The organism is Alishewanella sp. SMS8 (genome assembly GCF_030737935.1).
In the GTDB taxonomy this organism is placed as follows: Bacteria; Pseudomonadota; Gammaproteobacteria; order Enterobacterales; family Alteromonadaceae; genus Alishewanella; species Alishewanella maricola.
In genome coordinates, this window is record NZ_JAPJEA010000003.1 from 431462 (window position 1) to 449920 (window position 18459).

20 protein-coding genes and 1 pseudogene are annotated in these 18459 nt (G+C 46.3%); 9 read left to right on the plus strand and 12 right to left on the minus strand.

Going from position 1 to position 18459, the window contains the following annotated elements:
* Positions 1–159: 159 nt before the first annotated feature.
* The 5 genes from ORJ01_RS12410 to ORJ01_RS12430 form a co-directional block, all read right to left on the minus strand.
* Positions 160–1017, minus strand: a complete 858-nt coding sequence (locus ORJ01_RS12410) for a PA4780 family RIO1-like protein kinase (RefSeq protein WP_226750073.1) — start codon at positions 1015–1017, stop codon at positions 160–162.
* 91 nt (positions 1018–1108) lie between these two features.
* Positions 1109–2005, minus strand: coding sequence for a hypothetical protein (locus ORJ01_RS12415; RefSeq protein ID WP_306178289.1), 897 nt, complete (start codon positions 2003–2005; stop codon positions 1109–1111).
* 11 nt (positions 2006–2016) lie between these two features.
* On the minus strand, positions 2017–2781 hold the full coding sequence (locus tag ORJ01_RS12420; protein WP_226750071.1) for a hypothetical protein: 765 nt from the start codon (positions 2779–2781) through the stop codon (positions 2017–2019).
* A gap of 2 nt (positions 2782–2783) precedes the next feature.
* Positions 2784–3329: a hypothetical protein gene (locus ORJ01_RS12425; protein WP_226750070.1), complete on the minus strand. Its 546-nt coding sequence runs from the start codon at positions 3327–3329 to the stop codon at positions 2784–2786.
* 7 nt (positions 3330–3336) lie between these two features.
* Positions 3337–3621 carry a J domain-containing protein gene (locus tag ORJ01_RS12430; RefSeq protein ID WP_226750069.1) on the minus strand — a complete coding sequence of 95 codons (285 nt, stop codon included), beginning with the start codon at positions 3619–3621 and terminating at the stop codon, positions 3337–3339.
* A gap of 221 nt (positions 3622–3842) precedes the next feature.
* Here ORJ01_RS12430 and ORJ01_RS12435 point away from each other — a divergent pair, with 221 nt between their 5' ends.
* The 3 genes from ORJ01_RS12435 (at position 3843) to secF (ending at position 7179) form a co-directional block, all read left to right on the plus strand.
* Positions 3843–4160 (plus strand): hypothetical protein, encoded by a 318-nt coding sequence (locus ORJ01_RS12435; RefSeq protein WP_306178291.1) that lies wholly within the window; start codon positions 3843–3845, stop codon positions 4158–4160.
* A gap of 210 nt (positions 4161–4370) precedes the next feature.
* Positions 4371–6224, plus strand: coding sequence for a protein translocase subunit SecD (gene secD / locus ORJ01_RS12440; RefSeq protein ID WP_306178292.1), 1854 nt, complete (start codon positions 4371–4373; stop codon positions 6222–6224).
* A gap of 10 nt (positions 6225–6234) precedes the next feature.
* Positions 6235–7179: a protein translocase subunit SecF gene (gene secF / locus ORJ01_RS12445; protein WP_306178293.1), complete on the plus strand. Its 945-nt coding sequence runs from the start codon at positions 6235–6237 to the stop codon at positions 7177–7179.
* A 259-nt stretch (positions 7180–7438) separates the two neighbouring features.
* Here secF and asnB read toward each other — a convergent pair whose 3' ends face one another.
* A complete protein-coding gene (gene asnB, locus ORJ01_RS12450; RefSeq protein ID WP_226750065.1) occupies positions 7439–9103 on the minus strand; it encodes an asparagine synthase B in 1665 nt (554 codons plus the stop codon).
* Between the two features lie 163 nt (positions 9104–9266).
* Here asnB and ORJ01_RS12455 point away from each other — a divergent pair, with 163 nt between their 5' ends.
* The 6 genes from ORJ01_RS12455 (at position 9267) to ORJ01_RS12480 (ending at position 14328) form a co-directional block, all read left to right on the plus strand.
* Complete coding sequence (locus ORJ01_RS12455) at positions 9267–10088, plus strand: DUF3025 domain-containing protein (protein ID WP_306178294.1); 822 nt, start codon at positions 9267–9269, stop codon at positions 10086–10088.
* A gap of 9 nt (positions 10089–10097) precedes the next feature.
* Entirely contained in the window at positions 10098–10898 is an 801-nt protein-coding gene (locus tag ORJ01_RS12460) for an ATP-binding cassette domain-containing protein (RefSeq protein WP_226750063.1), read from the plus strand.
* On the plus strand, positions 10898–12100 hold the full coding sequence (locus ORJ01_RS12465; RefSeq protein WP_306178295.1) for an ABC transporter permease: 1203 nt from the start codon (positions 10898–10900) through the stop codon (positions 12098–12100). The genes ORJ01_RS12460 and ORJ01_RS12465 overlap by 1 nt, the downstream gene beginning before the upstream one ends.
* Before the next feature lie 75 nt (positions 12101–12175).
* Entirely contained in the window at positions 12176–12391 is a 216-nt protein-coding gene (locus ORJ01_RS12470; RefSeq protein WP_306178296.1) for a bacterioferritin-associated ferredoxin, read from the plus strand.
* Between the two features lie 161 nt (positions 12392–12552).
* The gene (locus ORJ01_RS12475; protein ID WP_306178297.1) at positions 12553–13443 is read left to right on the plus strand and encodes an aspartoacylase; all 891 of its coding nucleotides are present in this window, start codon (positions 12553–12555) and stop codon (positions 13441–13443) included.
* A gap of 45 nt (positions 13444–13488) precedes the next feature.
* Complete coding sequence (locus ORJ01_RS12480; protein WP_306178299.1) at positions 13489–14328, plus strand: ABC transporter substrate-binding protein; 840 nt, start codon at positions 13489–13491, stop codon at positions 14326–14328.
* A 55-nt stretch (positions 14329–14383) separates the two neighbouring features.
* On the opposite strand, the gene gloA is transcribed toward ORJ01_RS12480, so the two are convergent.
* From gloA to ORJ01_RS12510, 6 genes and pseudogenes are all read right to left on the minus strand, one after another.
* The gene (gloA, locus tag ORJ01_RS12485) at positions 14384–14785 is read right to left on the minus strand and encodes a lactoylglutathione lyase (protein ID WP_229584247.1); all 402 of its coding nucleotides are present in this window, start codon (positions 14783–14785) and stop codon (positions 14384–14386) included.
* 217 nt (positions 14786–15002) lie between these two features.
* On the minus strand, positions 15003–15662 hold the full coding sequence (gene nth, locus ORJ01_RS12490; RefSeq protein WP_306178300.1) for an endonuclease III: 660 nt from the start codon (positions 15660–15662) through the stop codon (positions 15003–15005).
* A 13-nt stretch (positions 15663–15675) separates the two neighbouring features.
* Positions 15676–16371, minus strand: coding sequence for an electron transport complex subunit E (locus ORJ01_RS12495; RefSeq protein WP_306178301.1), 696 nt, complete (start codon positions 16369–16371; stop codon positions 15676–15678).
* The gene (gene rsxG / locus ORJ01_RS12500; RefSeq protein ID WP_306178302.1) at positions 16368–16997 is read right to left on the minus strand and encodes an electron transport complex subunit RsxG; all 630 of its coding nucleotides are present in this window, start codon (positions 16995–16997) and stop codon (positions 16368–16370) included. The genes ORJ01_RS12495 and rsxG overlap by 4 nt, the downstream gene beginning before the upstream one ends.
* Positions 16994–18061 carry an electron transport complex subunit RsxD gene (gene rsxD, locus ORJ01_RS12505; protein ID WP_306178304.1) on the minus strand — a complete coding sequence of 356 codons (1068 nt, stop codon included), beginning with the start codon at positions 18059–18061 and terminating at the stop codon, positions 16994–16996. The genes rsxG and rsxD overlap by 4 nt, the downstream gene beginning before the upstream one ends.
* A pseudogene (locus tag ORJ01_RS12510) lies at positions 18058–18459 on the minus strand (electron transport complex subunit RsxC); the annotation flags it as partial. The pseudogene ORJ01_RS12510 and the gene rsxD, both read right to left, overlap by 4 nt.

Sequence of the window (18459 nt, forward strand, 5' to 3'; positions counted from 1 at the left end):
TTAGGTGTTATTTCAGCAAGAAAGCTGGCAGCTAAAGCATGACAACAACTCAAGGCCGTGATGTGGATGGGCGAATTTTTGCTGACCCGAACAAGGTGAAAAAAACGGACATGCGCTGTCCGTTATGAAAGAGGTGATAAAGCAATACTGATTTTGTGGCTAATCGTCTTGCTCTGCCGCCGCATTGCGCGCTTTACGTTCTTGCATCTCATTATAAGCGGCGTTAATTTCATCGAGCACTGCATCGATATCGGCTAACTGTTCATCTTCGGCAAATTCACCGGTCAGTTCAGTGTCAGGATTCAGGTTACCGGCTTCAAACAAGGCCCAGATTTCTTTAGCATATTTTGTGTTTAATAGCTCAGGTGCAAATTGCCCATAATATTGGGTGATATTATTCACGTCTCGGCTTAACATCCACTGAGCGTTGTTATTGGCTGCCGCATCCACTGCTTGAGGTAAGTCAATAATGACCGGGCCAGTAGGATCTTGCAGTACATTAAATTCAGAGAGATCGCCATGCACCAAACCTGCGGCTAACATGCGCAAAATATGTTGCATCATGGTTTTGTGATCGCGTTTGGCTTGCTCGGGTTCTAACGTGATATCATTTAAACGCGGCGCGACATCGCCATCTTCGTCTAAAATTAATTCCATCAGCAAGATACCATCATAACAACCGTAAGGCTCAGGTACGCGTACTCCAGCATCGGCTAACTTATATAAGGCATCTACTTCAGCATGTTGCCAGCTTTCTTCTTGTTGCTCACGGCCAAAGCTTGAGCCTTTCTCCATGGCGCGAGCGCGGCGCGAGCTGCGCACTTTGCGGCCCTCTTGATACTGTACTGCTTTTTTAAAACTGCGTTGGCTAGCATCCTTATACACTTTGGCACATCGAATGGCGTTACCGCAACGAACGACATAGACAGAGGCTTCTTTACCGCTCATCAATGGCCGTAATACTTCATCGATAATACCTTCATCAATTAAAGGTTGGATGCGTTTTGGTGTTTTCATAACACCCCTATAGTAAATTGGCAAAGTGCCAAACGTTAAGCCGATCCATGGCAACAGGCTGCGGTTGCAGCAGCATATTGCCAACGGGAGGTTACAAATCTAAATAATGTGGCCAACCTAGCAGTGGGCTGGTTAAACCGTGTTTATGTTCAAAGGCATCGAGTTTTTCTGGCGATGCGTCTAACCGTTGCTGTTTTTGATATTCACGGCAAAACAACAAGGTACGCTGTAAGGCAGGATGAAAATGCTGGCCCAGATCCTGGCGGATCGCACTGGCGTTTTCAGCGGGCAATTCAGCTAATACCGCTTCGGTTTGTAACATAAGGTAAGAATCATTAAACCAATGCTCGGCAAAGTCAATTTCGCGTAGCCGACGTTTTAAATCCTGCTTTACTTGACCACCACCCGTTAAAGCACGATAGAGCACAATCTCAGCCAACACTTCTTCTAAGCTAAAATGCTCGAATTCATCAAATTGTTGCCGTTGATAAAACTGTTGTCGTAATAGCTGCATAGCCTGAAAACGATGATGCTCGGTCAAGGCTTGTTGATAGGCTTGCCAACCTAGCCACTCTTCTGAATCGGGCGGACAAGACACTTGTGACAGCAATTGTTCATCAACTTCGCCATATAAGGAACTCTTGCCTGAGGTTTTACGATGCACAGTGCTGAGCATATGCCAGCCTTTTTGAAACGGTTTAACTAAACCTTCAGGCGCTAGTAAGAGCTGGAGAGCCCGTACTTGATCTTTATCGCTTAACGCCATCAGGCCCAGACTGACAATGCCGATGACATCGTAAGCGGCTTGTTCTAACAGGTGCATCTTGTATTTGTTATAGAACTTGTCAGCAAACTTTAGGCTCATCAACACGGCTTTGCTTTTAATTTGCGCTAATTCAGTGGCATTTAATTGTTCTGCCGCTTGCGCGTATCGAATCACCTGCGTTAAAAAGGGGCCTTGCTGGCTATCTCGCACCACTAACTGCATGAAAATTATCCCTAATCCAAAAAGCTAAACATATCGTCGACTTCGCTAAATTCGTCTTCAGCTTGGTTTTTCTCTTTAGCTTGCATCACCAACTCGGTAGCAAATTTATTGATAATACCTTCCCAGCCAGATTTTTCATTGCGGATCAGCGCTTTAATGGCTGTTTCTACCTTAGGGGTTAATTGGCGGATCAGTGCCAATAAGCTCTTCGGATCATCATAGCCAATGTTGTGGGCATCTTCGGCAAGCTGGCGTTCAGTGAAACTTTCGGCCTCTTCTAAATGTTCTTCATCTTCATACAGCTTATCTTCCCAGTAGTTTTCATACTCTAGAATTTCACCGCGATAAATTTCAATAAAAGGGATCGATAAATAGAACAAGCCGGCGGGATCTTCAGCAATACACTCTAAGATCTCAGCTTGTTTATCTTCGTTATCTTGGGTGCGGATCAGGTAAGTTAAAAAATCAAAGGTATGCTGTTTCAGATCTTCCGCATTGTTTTTGATTTTTTCTTCCCAATACAAGGGTTGCTGACACACAATATCGCGGATTTTTTCTGGCGTCATCAGCTCAGAAATAATCGATGGGAACGATAAGTCATGCTGGCTGTTCATTTGTGTTAGCGTAACAATATCAATTTGCTCAATCACATCAACCAGTTGTTGATCGCTCATGGTGTTGGCAATAATCTCAAAACGTTTACTGGCTTGTTTTGGTTCGACTAGCGCTAATTCTTTTATTTCTGCTGCAGCAATAGCAATTAAATCGGTACTCACTCTCAGCCCTCCCGGTTAAAGCGGATTTCATCATATTGATCGTCGTAGCCTTCTTCATCGCTATCGTCGTCATCGTGTTCGTCATCACCACCAAAACCATAGGGTGCGTCTTCTTGTTCATCATCGCTGTCGTCAGCCGCGTGGTTTTTGGGCATGGTCACATTTTGCGTTAGTAAATACAGTGCGGCACAGGCTTCAATTAACATCGTTTCAGAATAATCACGAATGGCTTTTACCAAGGGCAAATCGGCATTATTAAAGGCAACAGACACTTTAAACTCTTCCCAACTGGGCTTTTTAGCGGCGCTTAACCATTGCTGCCATTTTGCTGCCGCGGCAGGGGGGAACTTAACTCGGCCATAAAGCGCCATCGGTAAATACTCTGGTACCGACTCAAGCATTTCAGGATCAGCTAGTAATACGGCTTTCATTTTGCTGGTAAATTGCTCAAGCGCTTTCGGATTTTCCGGGTCGCTATACGAATCTATATTTTCACCGGCGTCGGTTTGTAAGGCGCGGATCCGTGCCAAGTTTAATTTGCTGCTCATGATGGCCTCAGGCGTAATATTCGTCCCACAGCTCACGCATTGCGGCTGCAGGATCGGTAACAATAACGTTATTAAAATCTTTTAAGAAGGCGCTACGTAACTTCGGATCGCCCAGCACTTCATAGGCTGTTTTGACCCGTTGTAATTGATTGGCGGCTTGCTGCAATTCTTCTTCTGATAAACCGTGTAGTTTATCGGGGTGAAACTTATTGGCTAAGCGGCGATACGCTTTTTTAATCTCGTCATCACTGGCATTAGACTTTACGCCCAGTACCCGAAAGTGATTAATCATGTTGTTATCCTGTACAGACGGCGACTAGGGGTTAAACAGTAAATTATAGCCGCAAATCATAGCAGATCTGATGCAGGGTTGGCAGCGCATTATGCAATTCCACTTTATTAAGTTCGGCCACTTGAGTAATGCGCTATTTAGCCGCATCATATGCAGGCCTATGTTACGTTTTCACTGCGTTTTTAAGCGGCGTAGCAGGCTTTTTTCTCCATCGAGGTGTTATGCGCTGGTTTAGCGGTTTAATCATTTTGTTGTATCTAACGGTACTTTGCACACCGCATTCGTCTGCGGTGTATGACGTTAGAGTATTGCCGCAGATGGATAGCCAGTTGCAAGCGGTGCCGGTGGCACTGCCGCAGTTTTTAGCTAACGAAGCGGATGAAGAACCCGAACAGCCTGATGTTGCCCTGCTTAGTCGCAACCTTGGGCTAGGGCATCTTAGTACCCCTGTTGCGATGACGCAGCGCTTAGCGGTGTTGGTCAACCGCTTATTTTCATCTGCGCAAGCACGCGCCCCCCCTTTGTTCCTCAGCATTTAAATGATGGCGCGACCCATTGTGGTTCGTCGCACTGTTTAAGATAGCTTAATCAAAGCCAAGAAGCGCTTTGGTGTGAGAGGAAAATATGGTTTTTATTGATATTGCGCTTATGCCTGGCAAAGCGTTATTGCCTGTGCTTTTTATATTATTTACCCCGCTGTTACTTCAAGTGTGTCGGCATGTTGATGCGCCTGTTAGCAAGGAGCAGCTATGCTAAACAAGAATTCAACTTGGCAGGTATGCATGGTGATCAGTTTGCTGCTGTTGGCTCTGGTTTACGCACTGCCTAATCTGTATCCAGCCGATCCGGCACTGAGTATCAGTGCAACCCGTGGCGCGCAAATCAGTGAACACACTCAGGCGCAGTTAAGCCAAACGCTGCAACAAGCGAACATCCCCGTTAAAGCCCTGCAATTACAAGACGGTCAATTACTGTTACGTTTTGCCGATACCGAAACGCAGTTACAAGCGCAAGCCTTGTTCAACAAAACACTTGATCATAATTATGTTACGGCCTTGAGTTTAGCGCCTGCCACGCCCTCGTGGTTAGCCCGGATTGGTGCGACGCCAATGAAGTTGGGTTTAGACTTACGCGGTGGCGTGCATTTTTTGTTAGCGGTGGATATGCAAGCGGCACAGCAAAAACACATGAATGATTTGCAGCAGCGGCTGCGTGTGGAAATGCGGCAAGCCGATATCCGTTATCGCAGCGTGCAAGCCGATCCAACTCATGCCCAACTGCAGATTGCGCTGCGAAGCGCTACTGATTTAGCCTCGTTAGAATCACTGCTGTCAAAACGAGATCGACAGTGGTTGCTTAGTCGTGCCGATGATGGTGTTACCTTGCTGTTGCAACTGTCTGAGCTGCAATTAAAAGCGCTGCGTGAAGAGGCGCTGGAACAAAATATAACGATTTTGCGTAATCGGGTAAACGAAATTGGTGTTGCCGAGCCGATTGTGCAGCGCCAAGGTGCCGATCGGATTATTGTGCAATTACCCGGTGTGCAAGATACCGCGCAAGCCAAAGAGATTTTAGGGGCGACGGCTTCTTTAGAGTTTCGCCTGGTGAACACCCAAGCTGATATAGCCGCTGCGCTCGCCGGTCGCGTACCCGCCGATGCTGAGCTATTCCAAACCCGTGACGGGCAGCCCATTTTACTTGAAAAACGCATTATGCTGACCGGGGATCGGATCACCGATGCCAGCTCTGGCTATGATGAATATGGTATGCCGCAAGTCAGTATCATGTTAGATGCTCAGGGCGGTGAGTTGCTCTCTGCGGGAACGAAAAACGCCACCGGGCGGCGCATGGCGTCAGTGTTTGTTGAATACAAAGCCAGTGCCGAGCGTGCTGAAGATGGCAGTGCCGTGCTGATTAAACAGCAAGAGGTGATAAACGATGCGACCATTCGTATGCGCCTTGGCCATAGTTTTCAAATTACCGGTTTAAGCTCGTCTGCTGAAGCTCAACAGCTGGCGTCGTTATTACGCGCGGGCGCCTTAATCGCACCGATCCAAATCTTAGAAGAACGCAGCATCGGCCCTAGTTTAGGCCAAGAAAATATTAAGCTTGGTATGCAAGCCATCTCTTTTGGCATGCTGGCCGTGTTGCTGTTTATGCTGGTGTATTACAAAGGCTTTGGTTTGGTCGCGAATGTTGCTTTGCTCGCCAATGTGGTGTTGCTGGTGGGGCTATTGTCGATGATTCCTGGCGCCACCCTAAGTTTGCCCGGCATGGCTGGCATAGTGTTAACCGTTGGCATGGCAGTGGATGCCAATGTGTTGATCTTTGAGCGGATCAGAGAAGAGCTCAGCGCAGGGCGCTCTGTTCAACAGGCTATTCATGAAGGCTACGATCGCGCCTTTGCCACCATTGCCGATTCCAATATTACCACCTTGTTAGTGGCATTAATTCTGTTTGGTATTGGCACCGGCCCGGTGAAAGGTTTTGCTATTACACTGGCACTGGGGATCTTAACCTCGATTTTTACCGCGGTGCTGTGTACTCGCCTGCTTGTTAACATGATTTGGGGTGGCCGCCGTGTGCAGTCACTGTCTATTTAAGGGGTATTTGATGCAAGTATTTAACTTTACGCAACCGGCTAATTTTATGCGCTATAAATGGCTGGCCGTGAGTGTGTCAGTACTGTTGGTGCTTAGCTCGTTGATGCTATTAACTACGCGTGGTTTAAATTGGGGTTTAGATTTTACTGGCGGTACAGTGATTGAAGTGGCATTTCAGCAAGCCGCTAATTTGGTGCAAGTGCGCGAGGTTTTAGCCGGTGCCGGTTATGCGGATGCTGTTGTGCAATTGTTTGGCAGTAGTCAGGATGTGTTAATCCGTATTCCGTTGCAGCAAGGGCTTGCACAAACACAGCTGGGCAGCACGGTATTAGGCGCGTTAACACAGCAGATTGATCCTCTGATCAGTTTGCAGCGCATTGAGTTTGTGGGGCCAAGTGTTGGCGCGGGTTTAAAGCAAGATGGGGGCTTAGCGTTGCTAGTCGCCTTATTAGGTATTTTACTCTATGTTACCCTTCGCTTTGAATGGCGCTTGTCACTTGGGGCCGTTTTGGCTTTAGGGCACGATGTGATTTTAACGCTGGGTTTATTTTCTTTATTGCAGTTAGAGTTCGATTTGACCGTTTTAGCGGCAGTGCTGGCGCTGATTGGATATTCAATCAACGATACGATTGTGGTATTTGACCGCATTCGCGAGAGCTTTCGCAAGCTGCGTGATAGTAGCGCGGAAGAAACCATTAACCATGCTATTACCACCACCTTAAACCGTACGGTTATTACCTCGTTAACTACGCTATTGGTGTTACTGGTACTGTTTTATATGGGGGGCGCGCTGATCCATGGTTTTGCAACGGCGTTGTTGTTCGGCATTCTGGTCGGCACCTATTCGTCAGTTTATGTGGCCAGTGCCATCGCCTTATTGTTGGGTTTAACCCGGGAAGATTTGCTGGTACCCATGATTGAGAAAGAAGGCGCCTCGAATGATTTGCCGCTATAAAAGTGCTTAAAGGTAGGTCGTTAATCATTTGACGTTCAGCTAAGCTGAAGGTAGCAGAAAAGAGCACCGATCATCGGATATGAGCGGTGCTCTTTAAAGCAACAAAGGGGTATCAGCAGGCTATTTAGGGGGGAGAGCCGCCCGCAATGAAAAGGACCTAAGTCCTTTTCAACTGAGTCTCGGTGCCACAACGATAAAAGTGTGCTGTTTAGCGGTTAGGCTTTTTCAGGCAACTTTTATAGCTAAAAAACGCGATGGCTTAATAACCTTGTGCGTGAACATCTCGAACCGCCCGGCCCGAAGGATCGGTCATTTCAGCCATTTTGGCATCCCAAGCTAATGCTTCTGGTGTGGAACAAGCGACAGACTTACCCCCTGGCACACAAGAGATGGCACCTGCATGTGGGAAATGCTCTTCAAAGATCACCCGGTAGTAATAGGCTTCTTTGCTATCTGGCGTGTTGACCGGGAAGCGGAAGCTGGCGGTGGCCATCTGCTGATCAGACACTTCTTTCGCGGCATGCGCTTTTAAGCTGTCAATCCAGTTGTAACCGACACCGTCCGAGAATTGCTCTTTTTGCCGCCATAAAATTTCATTAGGCAGTAAACCCTCAAATGCATGGCGTAAAATGTGTTTTTCCATTTTGCCACCACCGCACATCTTCGCTTGTGGGTTTAAGCGCATAGCCACATCCATAAATTCTTTATCTAGGAACGGCACACGCGCTTCAATACCCCAAGCTGACATGGCTTTGTTAGCACGATTACAATCAAACAAATGTAAACGGTCTAATTTACGCAGTGTTTCTTCATGGAACTCTTTGGCATTTGGCGCTTTATGGAAATACAAATAACCACCAAACAGTTCATCCGAGCCTTCGCCAGATAACACCATTTTAATGCCCATGGCTTTAATTTTACGAGCCATCAAATACATCGGTGTGGAAGCACGGATCGTGGTTACATCATAGGTTTCTAAGTGATAAACCACATCACGCAGTGAGTCTAATGCCTCTTGCACGCTAAAGTGCACCGTGTGATGCACAGTACCAATGGCATCTGCTACTTTTTGGGCGGCAATCAGATCAGGCGAGCCGGGTAAACCGACGGCAAAAGAGTGCAAACGGGGCCACCAAGCTTCTGATTGATCATCATCTTCGACACGGCGCTTGGCAAATTGCTGAGCAATAGCTGAAATTAAGGACGAGTCTAAACCGCCGGATAACAATACCCCATAAGGTACGTCTGACATCAGGTGAGTTTTTACGCTGTGCTCAAGTGCTTCGCGTAGCTCAGTTTCATTGGCAGGGTTGTCTTTAACCGCATCGAAACTTTGCCAATCACGTTGATAGTACTGACGCAGTTCACCAATTTTGCTATCAAAATAATGGCCTGGCGGGAATTCTTTTATTTGCTTACAAACCGGTACCAGCGCTTTTAACTCTGAGGCGACAAATAGCTGACCATGTTCGTCATAGCCGTAATACAATGGAATAATGCCCATATGATCACGCGCAATTAAATAGCGTTGCTGTTCGGCATCATACAAAATAAATGCAAACATGCCGTGCAGCTGATCAATAAATTCAGCTCCATGCTCTAAATACAACGGTAAGATCACTTCACAATCCGATTTTGTTTTAAACGGATAGGGCGTACTCAAGGTTTTTTCGAGTGCTTTATGATTGTAGATCTCACCATTCACTGCCAGAATGTGATTTCGCTCGGTATTAATGAGAGGTTGGGCACCATTTTCAGTATCTACAATCGCTAGGCGCTCATGCACCAGAATAGCATTATCATCGTTCCAAATGCCTGACCAGTCAGGACCACGATGACGTAATAACTTAGATAACTGCAGCGCTTGCTGGCGCAATGCTTTAACATCTGTCTTGATGTCAAGCACCCCAAATATCGAACACATGATAACCTCTGATAATCAAATTAATAACACAATAAGTTTTGGCAGTATGTACGTCTATACGTACCCATTGAATGTGCCATGCTAGCGTTAAATTGCAAGTGCTTTTTGGTTTATTTCCTTTAATAGTCCAAAAAATAACCACTCTCGTCAAATGTGAAAGCTTATGAATAAAAAATCAGCAAAAAACCGCTTTAACGCCCCCGCCAACTGGTCGGCGCAGTATTTAAGCGCTAACCCGATCTTCAGCGAGTTGTGTCAGTTGTTTCCACTGACCGAACTTAACAACTGGCCAACCTTAGTCCAACTTAATCATTGGTTGGGCCAAAGCGATTATCGCTTGGTGGACGATGCGCTGTTGCAAGCTGACGGACGTTACTACGAAGCTTTTATTTTTGCGACGTCGCACATTCCGACCCGTGCTGAAAATTGGCATGATCTGTTTGGCGGTTTAATTTGGGGGTTGTTTCCTAAAACCAAACGTCAGATCAACCAGCTTCACATCAGTGAAATGGCCTTACATGGACAACAGCAGCGTAGTAAAATTCGCAACAAATTAACCTTGCTGGATGAATGTGGTGTGCTGATTGCGCTGGAGCCGAGCGCTCAGGCTCATCGTCAGTGGTTACAACAGCATGCTTGGCGGCGCAGTTTTTGGCAGCAGCGCCATGATTGGCAACACGCTATTGTGCCAGTGATCTTCGGCCATGCTATTTATGAAATGGCCACTCAACCCTTTATCGGCTTAACCGCGAAAACCTGGTTTATTGATGTGCCTACCGGTTTTAGTCAATGGGCTTTAACAGATCGTTACACTTTTCTCGATGAAAAACTCTCTCAACAAATTGCTAACACTGAGCAACTGCTTAATAATGACCAGCTTACACCTTTGCCGTTATTAGGTTTACCCGGTTGGTATGCAGATAATAATGCAGAGGATTTTTATGCCAATACGGAGTATTTTCGTCCACGCAAGACTCAACAATAGGACTGTTAGATGATAGAAATAAAACAACTTGCCAAGGGCTTTACGTTAAGTAAAGGCAATAAGTTATCTGATACAGAGAAACAGGATGTTCGCTACAGTAATAAAGTCTTTCATTCGGTACGTGATGTCAGTTTTACCTGTGGTCAAGGTGAAGTGTTAGGCTTGCTTGGTCCGAATGGCGCGGGTAAAACTACGACGTTACGGATGCTGTCAACGGCCTTAAAACCTGATGCGGGTGCGGTGTTGATTAACGGTGTGGATGTCTTAAAAGAACCCGTAAAAGCCCGTAAGTTAATTGGTTTTTTATCAGCGGATACTGGCTTATATGGCAAATTAACCGCCTATGAAAATATTGCTTATTTTGCCAAATTACATGGTATGTCTGATGCGGCCATTAAAAAGCGCATTGATGAACTGTTTACCTTGCTGAACATGCACGATTTTGCCAATCGGCGAGCCGATAATATGTCTACCGGTATGAAACAAAAAACGGCGATAGCGCGGGCGGTAGTTCATTCTCCCAAAGTGGTGATTTTCGATGAGCCGACCACAGGTTTAGACATCATGACCGTGCAAACGGTATTAGATTTTATTCAGTCGTTAAAAACGACAGGGATCCCAGTGATTTTCTCTACTCACCACTTAGATGAAGTGGCGAGTTTGTGTGATCGTGTGGTGGTCATTGATAAAGGGATCAGCAGCTTTTCGGGTGCATTGGCACAATTTAGTGCCTTAAGTGCCACGGGCGATTTACGTCAAGCCTTTTTATCTGTCTTACAGCAACAACCTGCAGCACAAGGAGCCGTCTAATGTGGCAAGTTTATCTTAAAGAACTTACGGAATTAATGCGGGATAAAAAAACATTAATTTTCGTGATCCTACTGCCAATTTTTATTTTCCCGGTGATCTTCGGCATTATGGGCTTGGTGTTATCTTCAACCACCAATAAAGCTATGCAAGAGCAACATCGCTACGTCATTATTAACGAGCAGCAAGCTCCTGAGTTTACCCAAGCGTTGTTTTATCATAAAAACTTTAAGCAGGTGACAACCTCATTGACCGAGCCTGAAGCGTTGATCGCGGCTATTCGTGCCGGTGATTTTGACGTTGCCGTGGTGATCCCTGCTGATTTTCAAGCAAAACAACAAGCGGTTGAACAAAGCCAATGGCAGCTAATTTATAACCAAGCCAGCCAGTTAGATTTTATGTCTCGTTACTTTAATGAAATGCTTGAAAATTATACTGGTACATTACAGCGTCAATCATTAAGTGCCTTGGGCGTTGATCCCGAAAAACTGACGGCAATTTTAAAACCGGTCTCTGTTGAAAAACTGGATACCGCGGCTAAACGTGAAAACCTCGGTGAAAAGTTCGGTGCCTTAGTGGCTTATATTTTGATCCCACTGTGTTTACTAGGTGCATCTTATCCGGCGATTGATATGGGCGCCGGTGAGAAAGAGCGCGGTACGCTAGAAACCTTACTGATTTGTCCAATCAGCCGCACCGCCATTGTGTTAGGCAAATTTGCTACCGTGCTCACTACCGGCTTAGCGGGGGCGCTGATCACGGTGGCCAGCTTCGGTATATGGGGCGCGGTGATAGGCTCTTTTGCCGGTTTTTCAGTGGTTAAAGAGGCGATGGGAGCGATTTCTGTACCAGAGCTGTTGTTAATTTTTATGATGATCGTACCAACGTCGGCCATCTTTGCCTCTTTATTATTGGCGATCTCGATTTATGCCAAAACCTTTAAAGAAGCGCAAAACTATATGAGTCCGCTCAGTATTTTGATGTTTGTGCCTCTTGCTGCAGCCATGATGCCGGGTGTTGAATTAAATGCGAAAACCGCTTTTATTCCGGTAATGAATGTCGCGTTAGCCATTAAAGAGTTGATTAAAGGTACGGCTGAAACCAGTATGATTGCGCTGATTTTTGGTGCGACAGTGCTATTAGCTGCGGTATTAATTGCCTTTTGTGTGCACTGGTTCCAACAAGAAAAAGTACTGTTTCGTTAAATGACAACTAAAAGCTATTGATAACGATTCGCAATAGTATTAATATGGCGTGGTGTCCAGAACGGAGATCACGCCATGTTCATTTGTGTTTGCAAAGCGGTATCTGACAAAGCCATTAAGCAGGCTATCGCTGAAGGTGCCGATTCAATGCGCGCACTCAAAAATCAGCTGGGGGTAGGCTCTCAGTGTGGTAAATGTCTGTGTCAGGCAGCACAGTTGCTGCATAATGAACTGGTGAAGCAACAACCGAGTGCCGATATTATCGACACGTTAGCGAAACCGGCTGCTTAAGTTCGTACCCAATTAATTCCGCTTATCGCCACATTTCTATTTTCATTCAGTCGCAAAGCCCAGCATAATAGCTCAATGTTGCTCATACAGAAGCCTGTAAAGGCGTTGCAGTATAGTAAACGTGGTTTTGTGAAGGTAAGTCGAACGCTTTGGAGCAGTTAATGGATAAGATTAAGCAGGTTGCCATCGTCGGTGGTGTACATGGTAATGAGTTTTCAGGGATCTACTTGGTCAAACAATATCAAGCTGAGCCTGAGCGCTGCCGCCGTACCAGTTTTACGACTGAAACGGTCTGGGCTAATCCTGCGGCTTATGCTGCCAATAAGCGCTATTTGCACAGCGATTTAAATCGACAATTTAAAAACGTGGATCTGGCAAACCTTGAGCTGACCGACTACGAGCAAAGCCGAGCTAAAGTGTTAAACGCCCAGCTGGGTCCCAAAGGCGCTGCTCGCACCGATCTGCTGATCGATTTGCACAACACCACCAGTAATATGGGCGCATGTTTGATTTTGACGCAAGCCGGGCCTTTTTATAATAAAATGGCGGCTTACGTTAAAATGAACATGCCAGACGCGATAATTTCGCGTGATGAAGATCATTTCGCGGCAGAAGAGCACGCTTTAATGTGTACCTTAGGCCGTTACGGCGTGTTGGTCGAAGTAGGGCCACAGCCACAATCGGTTTTACGCCAAGATGTGTTAGACTTAATGCAAACAATGGTGCAGCACATTCTTGATTTTGTTGAGCTTTACAATCAGGATAACTTACCAGCCTTACCGAAAAAAACCGAGGCGTTTCGTTACTTACATTCGATTAAGTTACCGATGAATGCAGCGGGTGAGCGCATAGGTATGGTGCATAAAAATGTGCAAGATCGTGATTATCAACCGATTAACCCAGGCGATCCAATCTTCACCTTGTTTGATGGTACTGAAGTACTTTATGAAGGTGAACATGTAGTCTATCCTACCTTTATTAATGAAGCGGCTTATTATGATAATAATTTGGCGATGTCATTAAATGAAAAAGTCATTATAGAATTGGAATAAAAAAGGCGTGCGCTAAACGAGTTCGCCTTTAAACATAGGATGTGTATGAGCTTATCTGTTAGTCATAGCACTTTACGGCGTGTTCGAGCACTTGGCTTGTGGTTGGTGTTGGGGGTGGCCTGTGCGCCTGCCTCAGCGCTCGGTTGTCAAAGCAAACAATGTCAAAGTTCAGTGGTGTTCTTAACTGAAACAAGCTATCCCGGTGTGCAACTTGATAGCCATGGTGACGTCATCGGGCCCACTATCGATCTGATGAATATCTTAGCTGAACGTGTTGGCAAAGAAAGGGTGTTTTATTTAATGCCTTGGGCGCGAGCCATGCAACGCGCTCAGCATACACCGCGCAGTATTTTGTTCGAAACCGTGCGTAATACCGAGCGCGAGCCATTATTTAAATGGGTTGGCCCTATTATGTATTTCGACATGCAGCTATATGGCCCACCAAAACTAAAGGGCATGAATGCAGAGCAGATCAGTAAAAACTATGTTGCCTGCGGTTATCGTGGCGCCTCTTATTTACCGATATTAGCAACATTAGGCTTTTCTGAAGATACCAATTTGGTCTTAATGAAAACGCAGACAGATTGTTTAGATATGCTCAGATTAGGCCGCGCTGATGTCACGCCCATGAATGGTTTTCGACGTGGCGACATGTACGAAGAGCCACAGCTGCGTTTAGTGCCGCTTATTGCACTCAATGAAGTGGCGTTGTATATGGCGTTTTCGTTGGATTTTTCTGACAGTGAAATTGCGTTGTGGCAGCAACAATTAGAACAATTGTATCGCGATGGCACCTTACGTCGATTTTATCAATCAAATTACCCAGCGCGCGTGATTGAAAAGCTTGAGCAATTAGCCGGTAAGTTGCCAAATACGGCATCCTAATGCTTGCTCGACACTTAGCGTTCAGCCGCTAAGCGTCGAGTTTTCAGGTTAAACCTTATAACGTATCGTAACTGGCTTTTTTCTGAATTAACTCAATAGCGTAATTGTCAGGATCGCGCACAAATGCGATTTCTGTTGTGCCACCTTTTACGGGGCCTGGCTCGCGGCTAATCACTCCGCCTTTAGCGCGGATCTTGTCGCAGGCGGCATAAACATCTTCTACTTCTAAGGCAATATGACCAAAAGCGCCACCTAGCTCATAGCTATCAACACCCCAATTGTAGGTCAGCTCTAAAACGGCATCACTTTTCTCATCGCCATAACCAACAAAAGCCAGCGTATAGCGATATTCACTGTTTTCGGATTGGCGTAATAATCTCATGCCCAGCACCTCGGTATAAAAGGCGATTGACCGTTCTAAATTTCCAACGCGTAGCATGGTATGTAAAATTCGCATGATGACCCTCTTTGCTGTGTTTGCTTGCAATTTGCTCAATGCTGCATTCTTTGCCTAAACATCGAAACGGTCATCGCAAGGATGCAAGACAAATTTATGTTGATGTTAACATAGTCTGAAATATGAAAAAATTGGTCTGTTAAGTTCAGGGGTACAACATGCCAATGGTTATCGGCATTAATATTCAGTTGATAGCGAAACACGGGTTTTTAGATGCTTATTCCGTTTTTTGTTTGAAGTCACAAAGGTCTTCAATAATACAAGAACCACAGCGAGGTTTTCTGGCGGTGCAGGTGTAGCGACCATGTAAAATCAACCAGTGATGCAGATCAAACATAAATTCAGATTTGTTTGGCGTATTTTTTATAATGCTCTGTTCTGTGGCTTCAACCGTGTTGCCTTTGGCGTAGCCGGTGCGATTAGCGACCCGCTGAATATGCGTATCAACCGCGATAAAGTACTTGCCTTCATTATCTTTTAGTAAACCAAAACCAGTATTAAGCACCACATTGGCTGTTTTGCGACCCACCCCAGGCAGTGCTTCTAAGGCCGCGCGGTTTTGCGGTACTTCACCACCATGCTGCTCAACCAAAATTCGACAGGTTTTAATGACATTTTCAGCCTTGGTATTAAACAAGCCGATGGTTTTAATATAGTGCTTTACGCCCTCAACATTCAGATCAAGCATGGCTTGTGCGGTGCGTGCGACTGGAAATAACTGCCGTGTGGCTTTATTGACGCCAACATCGGTCGCCTGTGCCGATAGCAATACCGCGATAAGGAGCTCAAAGGGTGAACTGTATTCAAGTTCGGTCTTCGGATGCGGATTGGCCTCGCGCAGCCGAGTGAGCATGGCAATACGTTTTTGTTTATTCATACTATCGCTCTGGTTATTGTGGGCTGCCGGTCACGCGGGCCCGAGCAATATCCCCTTTATTGACAACTTTTTTACTGGCGTAATGCTGATCGATACTATTTTTTAATGCGATAAGTAAGCCCATACCAATAAAAGCGCCTGGCGGTAGAATAGCCAGTAAAAAATGGCTATCGCTTTGAAATAACTGTAAATGCAAGCCGCTAGCCCAACTGCCTAACAATAAATCAGCCCCGGCAAATAAACTGCCTTGGCCTAAGATTTCGCGTATGGCGCCTAACACCAGTAACACCAATAAAAAGCCTAAACCCATCATCAGTGCATCTAGCGCTGAGGGCAGTACTGCATTTTTTGAAGCAAAGGCTTCTGCCCGGCCAATAATGGCGCAGTTGGTGACAATCAGCGGAATAAAAATGCCTAAGGATTGATACAAACCAAAGGTAAACGCATTCATCAGCAATTGTACGGCAGTGACAAAGGTGGCGATAATCATCACAAAAATCGGGATGCGAATTTCATTAGGCACGTGGCTACGGATCGACGACACCACGATATTCGAGCCGAGTAACACTAACAAGGTTGCCAAGCCTAAACCTAGCGCATTGATTACGGTGTTGGTCACCGCGAGCAACGGGCAAAGCCCCAATAATTGCACTAAGCCAGGGTTGTTTTTCCATAATCCTTGTAGCGTCAGTTCTTTAAATAGGCTCATGGGGTTAACTCACAATTTGTGGCGGCATGGGCCAGTTCAGGGTGCTGCTGCACATAGTTAGCGGCCCGATACACGGCGTTAATCACGGCGCGCGGCGTAATGGTTGCACCCGTAAATTGATCAAAATCGCCGCCATCTTTTTTAACAGCCCAGTGCTTAGCCTCAGCGGGTGTGGCGGCTTTGCCACTGAAACTGTAGATCCAGTTACTGCGTCTGGTTTCAATTTTATCACCTAAGCCCGGTGTTTCCTGATGGTTTAAAACGCGCGTACCAAGCACGGTACCGATTGGGCTAATGGCAACAATAAGCTCAATATTACCGCTGTAACCATCTGGAGCGGTGACATCAAGTACATAGGCACGAAGTTGGTCATCTTCTTGCCAACGATACACGCGCTGCGCCTTACCGCCAAGCTCGTCTGGTGCATTAACCAGCGTACAATTGGCCAACAATGCCCGCGTTTGCTGTACTTCAGGTAACACTTCACTGAGGATCGCCAGTTGGCTTAAGCGACGCTGCTCGGCAATTTTGGGCTGCGTTAATAAATGTAAACTGCCTAAAATGACCACACAAATAATCGCAACCAACGCTAGGGCTAAGGCATTTTTACTGACCATACGGATCATTTGGTTGCTCCTTTGGCTTTGTGGCCATAGGTACGCGGACGAGTATAATAGTCGATCAGCGGCACACACATATTCGCCAGTAACACCGCAAAAGCAATCGCGTCAGGATAACCGCCAAAGCTGCGGATTAAATAAATTAATAGACCAATTAACGCCCCGTACCACAAACGCCCTCGATCGGTGGTAGAGGCCGACACAGGATCGGTGGCGATGAAAAAGGCGGCTAACATGGTACCACCGCTAAATAAATGAAACAGTGGGCTGGCAAAAGCATCCGGTGATGCTAACCAACTCAACATAGTAAACACAAACAAGCTGGCCAGAACTGCCACCGGAATGCGCCAAGTAATGACTTTTTGCTGGAGTAAAAATAAGCCTCCGGCAAGGTAAGCTAAATTGATCCATAACCAGCCTGAGCCGGCAAAGCTTAGATAAACTGGCTTCTGCCAGCTTTCGGTTAAGGTTAAGCCTTGAGCCAGATCAGTACGTAGGGTATCCAGTGGTGTGGCTAAGGTGATGCCATCCACGCTAAGTTGCATCTGGCTTAAACTAAAGCCACCGCAGCTAAATTGGGTAAAGATGGTACAAATGGCATCTAATGGGCTGATGGTTACCGATTGTAAGGGCAAAGGCGGTAGCCACTGTGTCATCTGTACCGGGAAGGATATTAATAACATGACATAGGCTGCCATGGCCGGATTAAACAGATTATGCCCTAAACCGCCATACAGTTGTTTGACCATGATGATGGCAAAAGCGGTGCCAATAACAATTAACCACCAAGGCGCAAAAGGTGGGATAGCCACAGCGAGCAACACGGCTGTCACTAAAGCACTGTGATCCATTAAGCGCGGTCTGATGGCTTTATGGCGCAAGCTTAATATCATTGCCTCTGCCAACCAGGCGGTAGCAATCGCCAGCACCAATTGCACGAGCACACCATAGCCAAAAAACACGGCTTGTACGGCGATCCCTGGAATACAGGCAATCGCTACCAACTGCATTAAGCTGGCCGTACTACGTCGATTGTGATGATGCGGCGAACTGGCAATTTTAAAACTCATGCAGAGTCACCTTTTGTTTTGGCTAATTCAGCCTGGGCATTCTCGTCGTGCTCAGAGGCAAACCTCGTATCGGCTGCGGCTTGTTGTTTACGGGCTTTAGCGCGTGCTAAAGCGGCGGCAACGGCGGCTTTACGCGGATCATCTTGGCTTGGCGTGTTTTCTGATGCAGCCTCGCTGCTAGCGGCTGTCTCATCGTTGTTTTCTAAAGCGCTGTTTTGTTCAGCTTCCGCGCCCTGCTGCTGTTTACGTGCTTTGGCACGTGCTAAAGCGGCGGCAACCGCGGCTTTACGCGGATCATCCTCGCTTGCCGGGTTATCTGAGGCAGCCTCGCTGCTAGCGGCTGTCTCATCGTTGTTTTCTAAAGCGCTGTTTTGTTCAGCTTCCGCGCCCTGCTGCTG

Excerpts from the sequence above, each read along its gene's own strand:
- gloA (WP_229584247.1), bottom strand. The coding sequence starts at position 14,785 with ATGCGAATTTTACATACCATGCTACGCGTTGGAAATTTAGAACGGTCA.
- ORJ01_RS12470 (WP_306178296.1), top strand. The coding sequence starts at position 12,176 with ATGTTCATTTGTGTTTGCAAAGCGGTATCTGACAAAGCCATTAAGCAG.
- ORJ01_RS12465 (WP_306178295.1), top strand. The coding sequence starts at position 10,898 with ATGTGGCAAGTTTATCTTAAAGAACTTACGGAATTAATGCGGGATAAA.
- secD (WP_306178292.1), top strand. The coding sequence starts at position 4,371 with ATGCTAAACAAGAATTCAACTTGGCAGGTATGCATGGTGATCAGTTTG.
- rsxD (WP_306178304.1), bottom strand. The coding sequence starts at position 18,061 with ATGAGTTTTAAAATTGCCAGTTCGCCGCATCATCACAATCGACGTAGT.
- asnB (WP_226750065.1), bottom strand. The coding sequence starts at position 9,103 with ATGTGTTCGATATTTGGGGTGCTTGACATCAAGACAGATGTTAAAGCA.
- ORJ01_RS12495 (WP_306178301.1), bottom strand. The coding sequence starts at position 16,371 with ATGAGCCTATTTAAAGAACTGACGCTACAAGGATTATGGAAAAACAAC.
- ORJ01_RS12435 (WP_306178291.1), top strand. The coding sequence starts at position 3,843 with ATGCGCTGGTTTAGCGGTTTAATCATTTTGTTGTATCTAACGGTACTT.
- ORJ01_RS12460 (WP_226750063.1), top strand. The coding sequence starts at position 10,098 with ATGATAGAAATAAAACAACTTGCCAAGGGCTTTACGTTAAGTAAAGGC.
- ORJ01_RS12475 (WP_306178297.1), top strand. The coding sequence starts at position 12,553 with ATGGATAAGATTAAGCAGGTTGCCATCGTCGGTGGTGTACATGGTAAT.
- ORJ01_RS12410 (WP_226750073.1), bottom strand. The coding sequence starts at position 1,017 with ATGAAAACACCAAAACGCATCCAACCTTTAATTGATGAAGGTATTATC.
- nth (WP_306178300.1), bottom strand. The coding sequence starts at position 15,662 with ATGAATAAACAAAAACGTATTGCCATGCTCACTCGGCTGCGCGAGGCC.
- ORJ01_RS12480 (WP_306178299.1), top strand. The coding sequence starts at position 13,489 with ATGAGCTTATCTGTTAGTCATAGCACTTTACGGCGTGTTCGAGCACTT.
- rsxG (WP_306178302.1), bottom strand. The coding sequence starts at position 16,997 with ATGATCCGTATGGTCAGTAAAAATGCCTTAGCCCTAGCGTTGGTTGCG.
- ORJ01_RS12415 (WP_306178289.1), bottom strand. The coding sequence starts at position 2,005 with ATGCAGTTAGTGGTGCGAGATAGCCAGCAAGGCCCCTTTTTAACGCAG.
- secF (WP_306178293.1), top strand. The coding sequence starts at position 6,235 with ATGCAAGTATTTAACTTTACGCAACCGGCTAATTTTATGCGCTATAAA.
- ORJ01_RS12425 (WP_226750070.1), bottom strand. The coding sequence starts at position 3,329 with ATGAGCAGCAAATTAAACTTGGCACGGATCCGCGCCTTACAAACCGAC.
- ORJ01_RS12430 (WP_226750069.1), bottom strand. The coding sequence starts at position 3,621 with ATGATTAATCACTTTCGGGTACTGGGCGTAAAGTCTAATGCCAGTGAT.
- ORJ01_RS12455 (WP_306178294.1), top strand. The coding sequence starts at position 9,267 with ATGAATAAAAAATCAGCAAAAAACCGCTTTAACGCCCCCGCCAACTGG.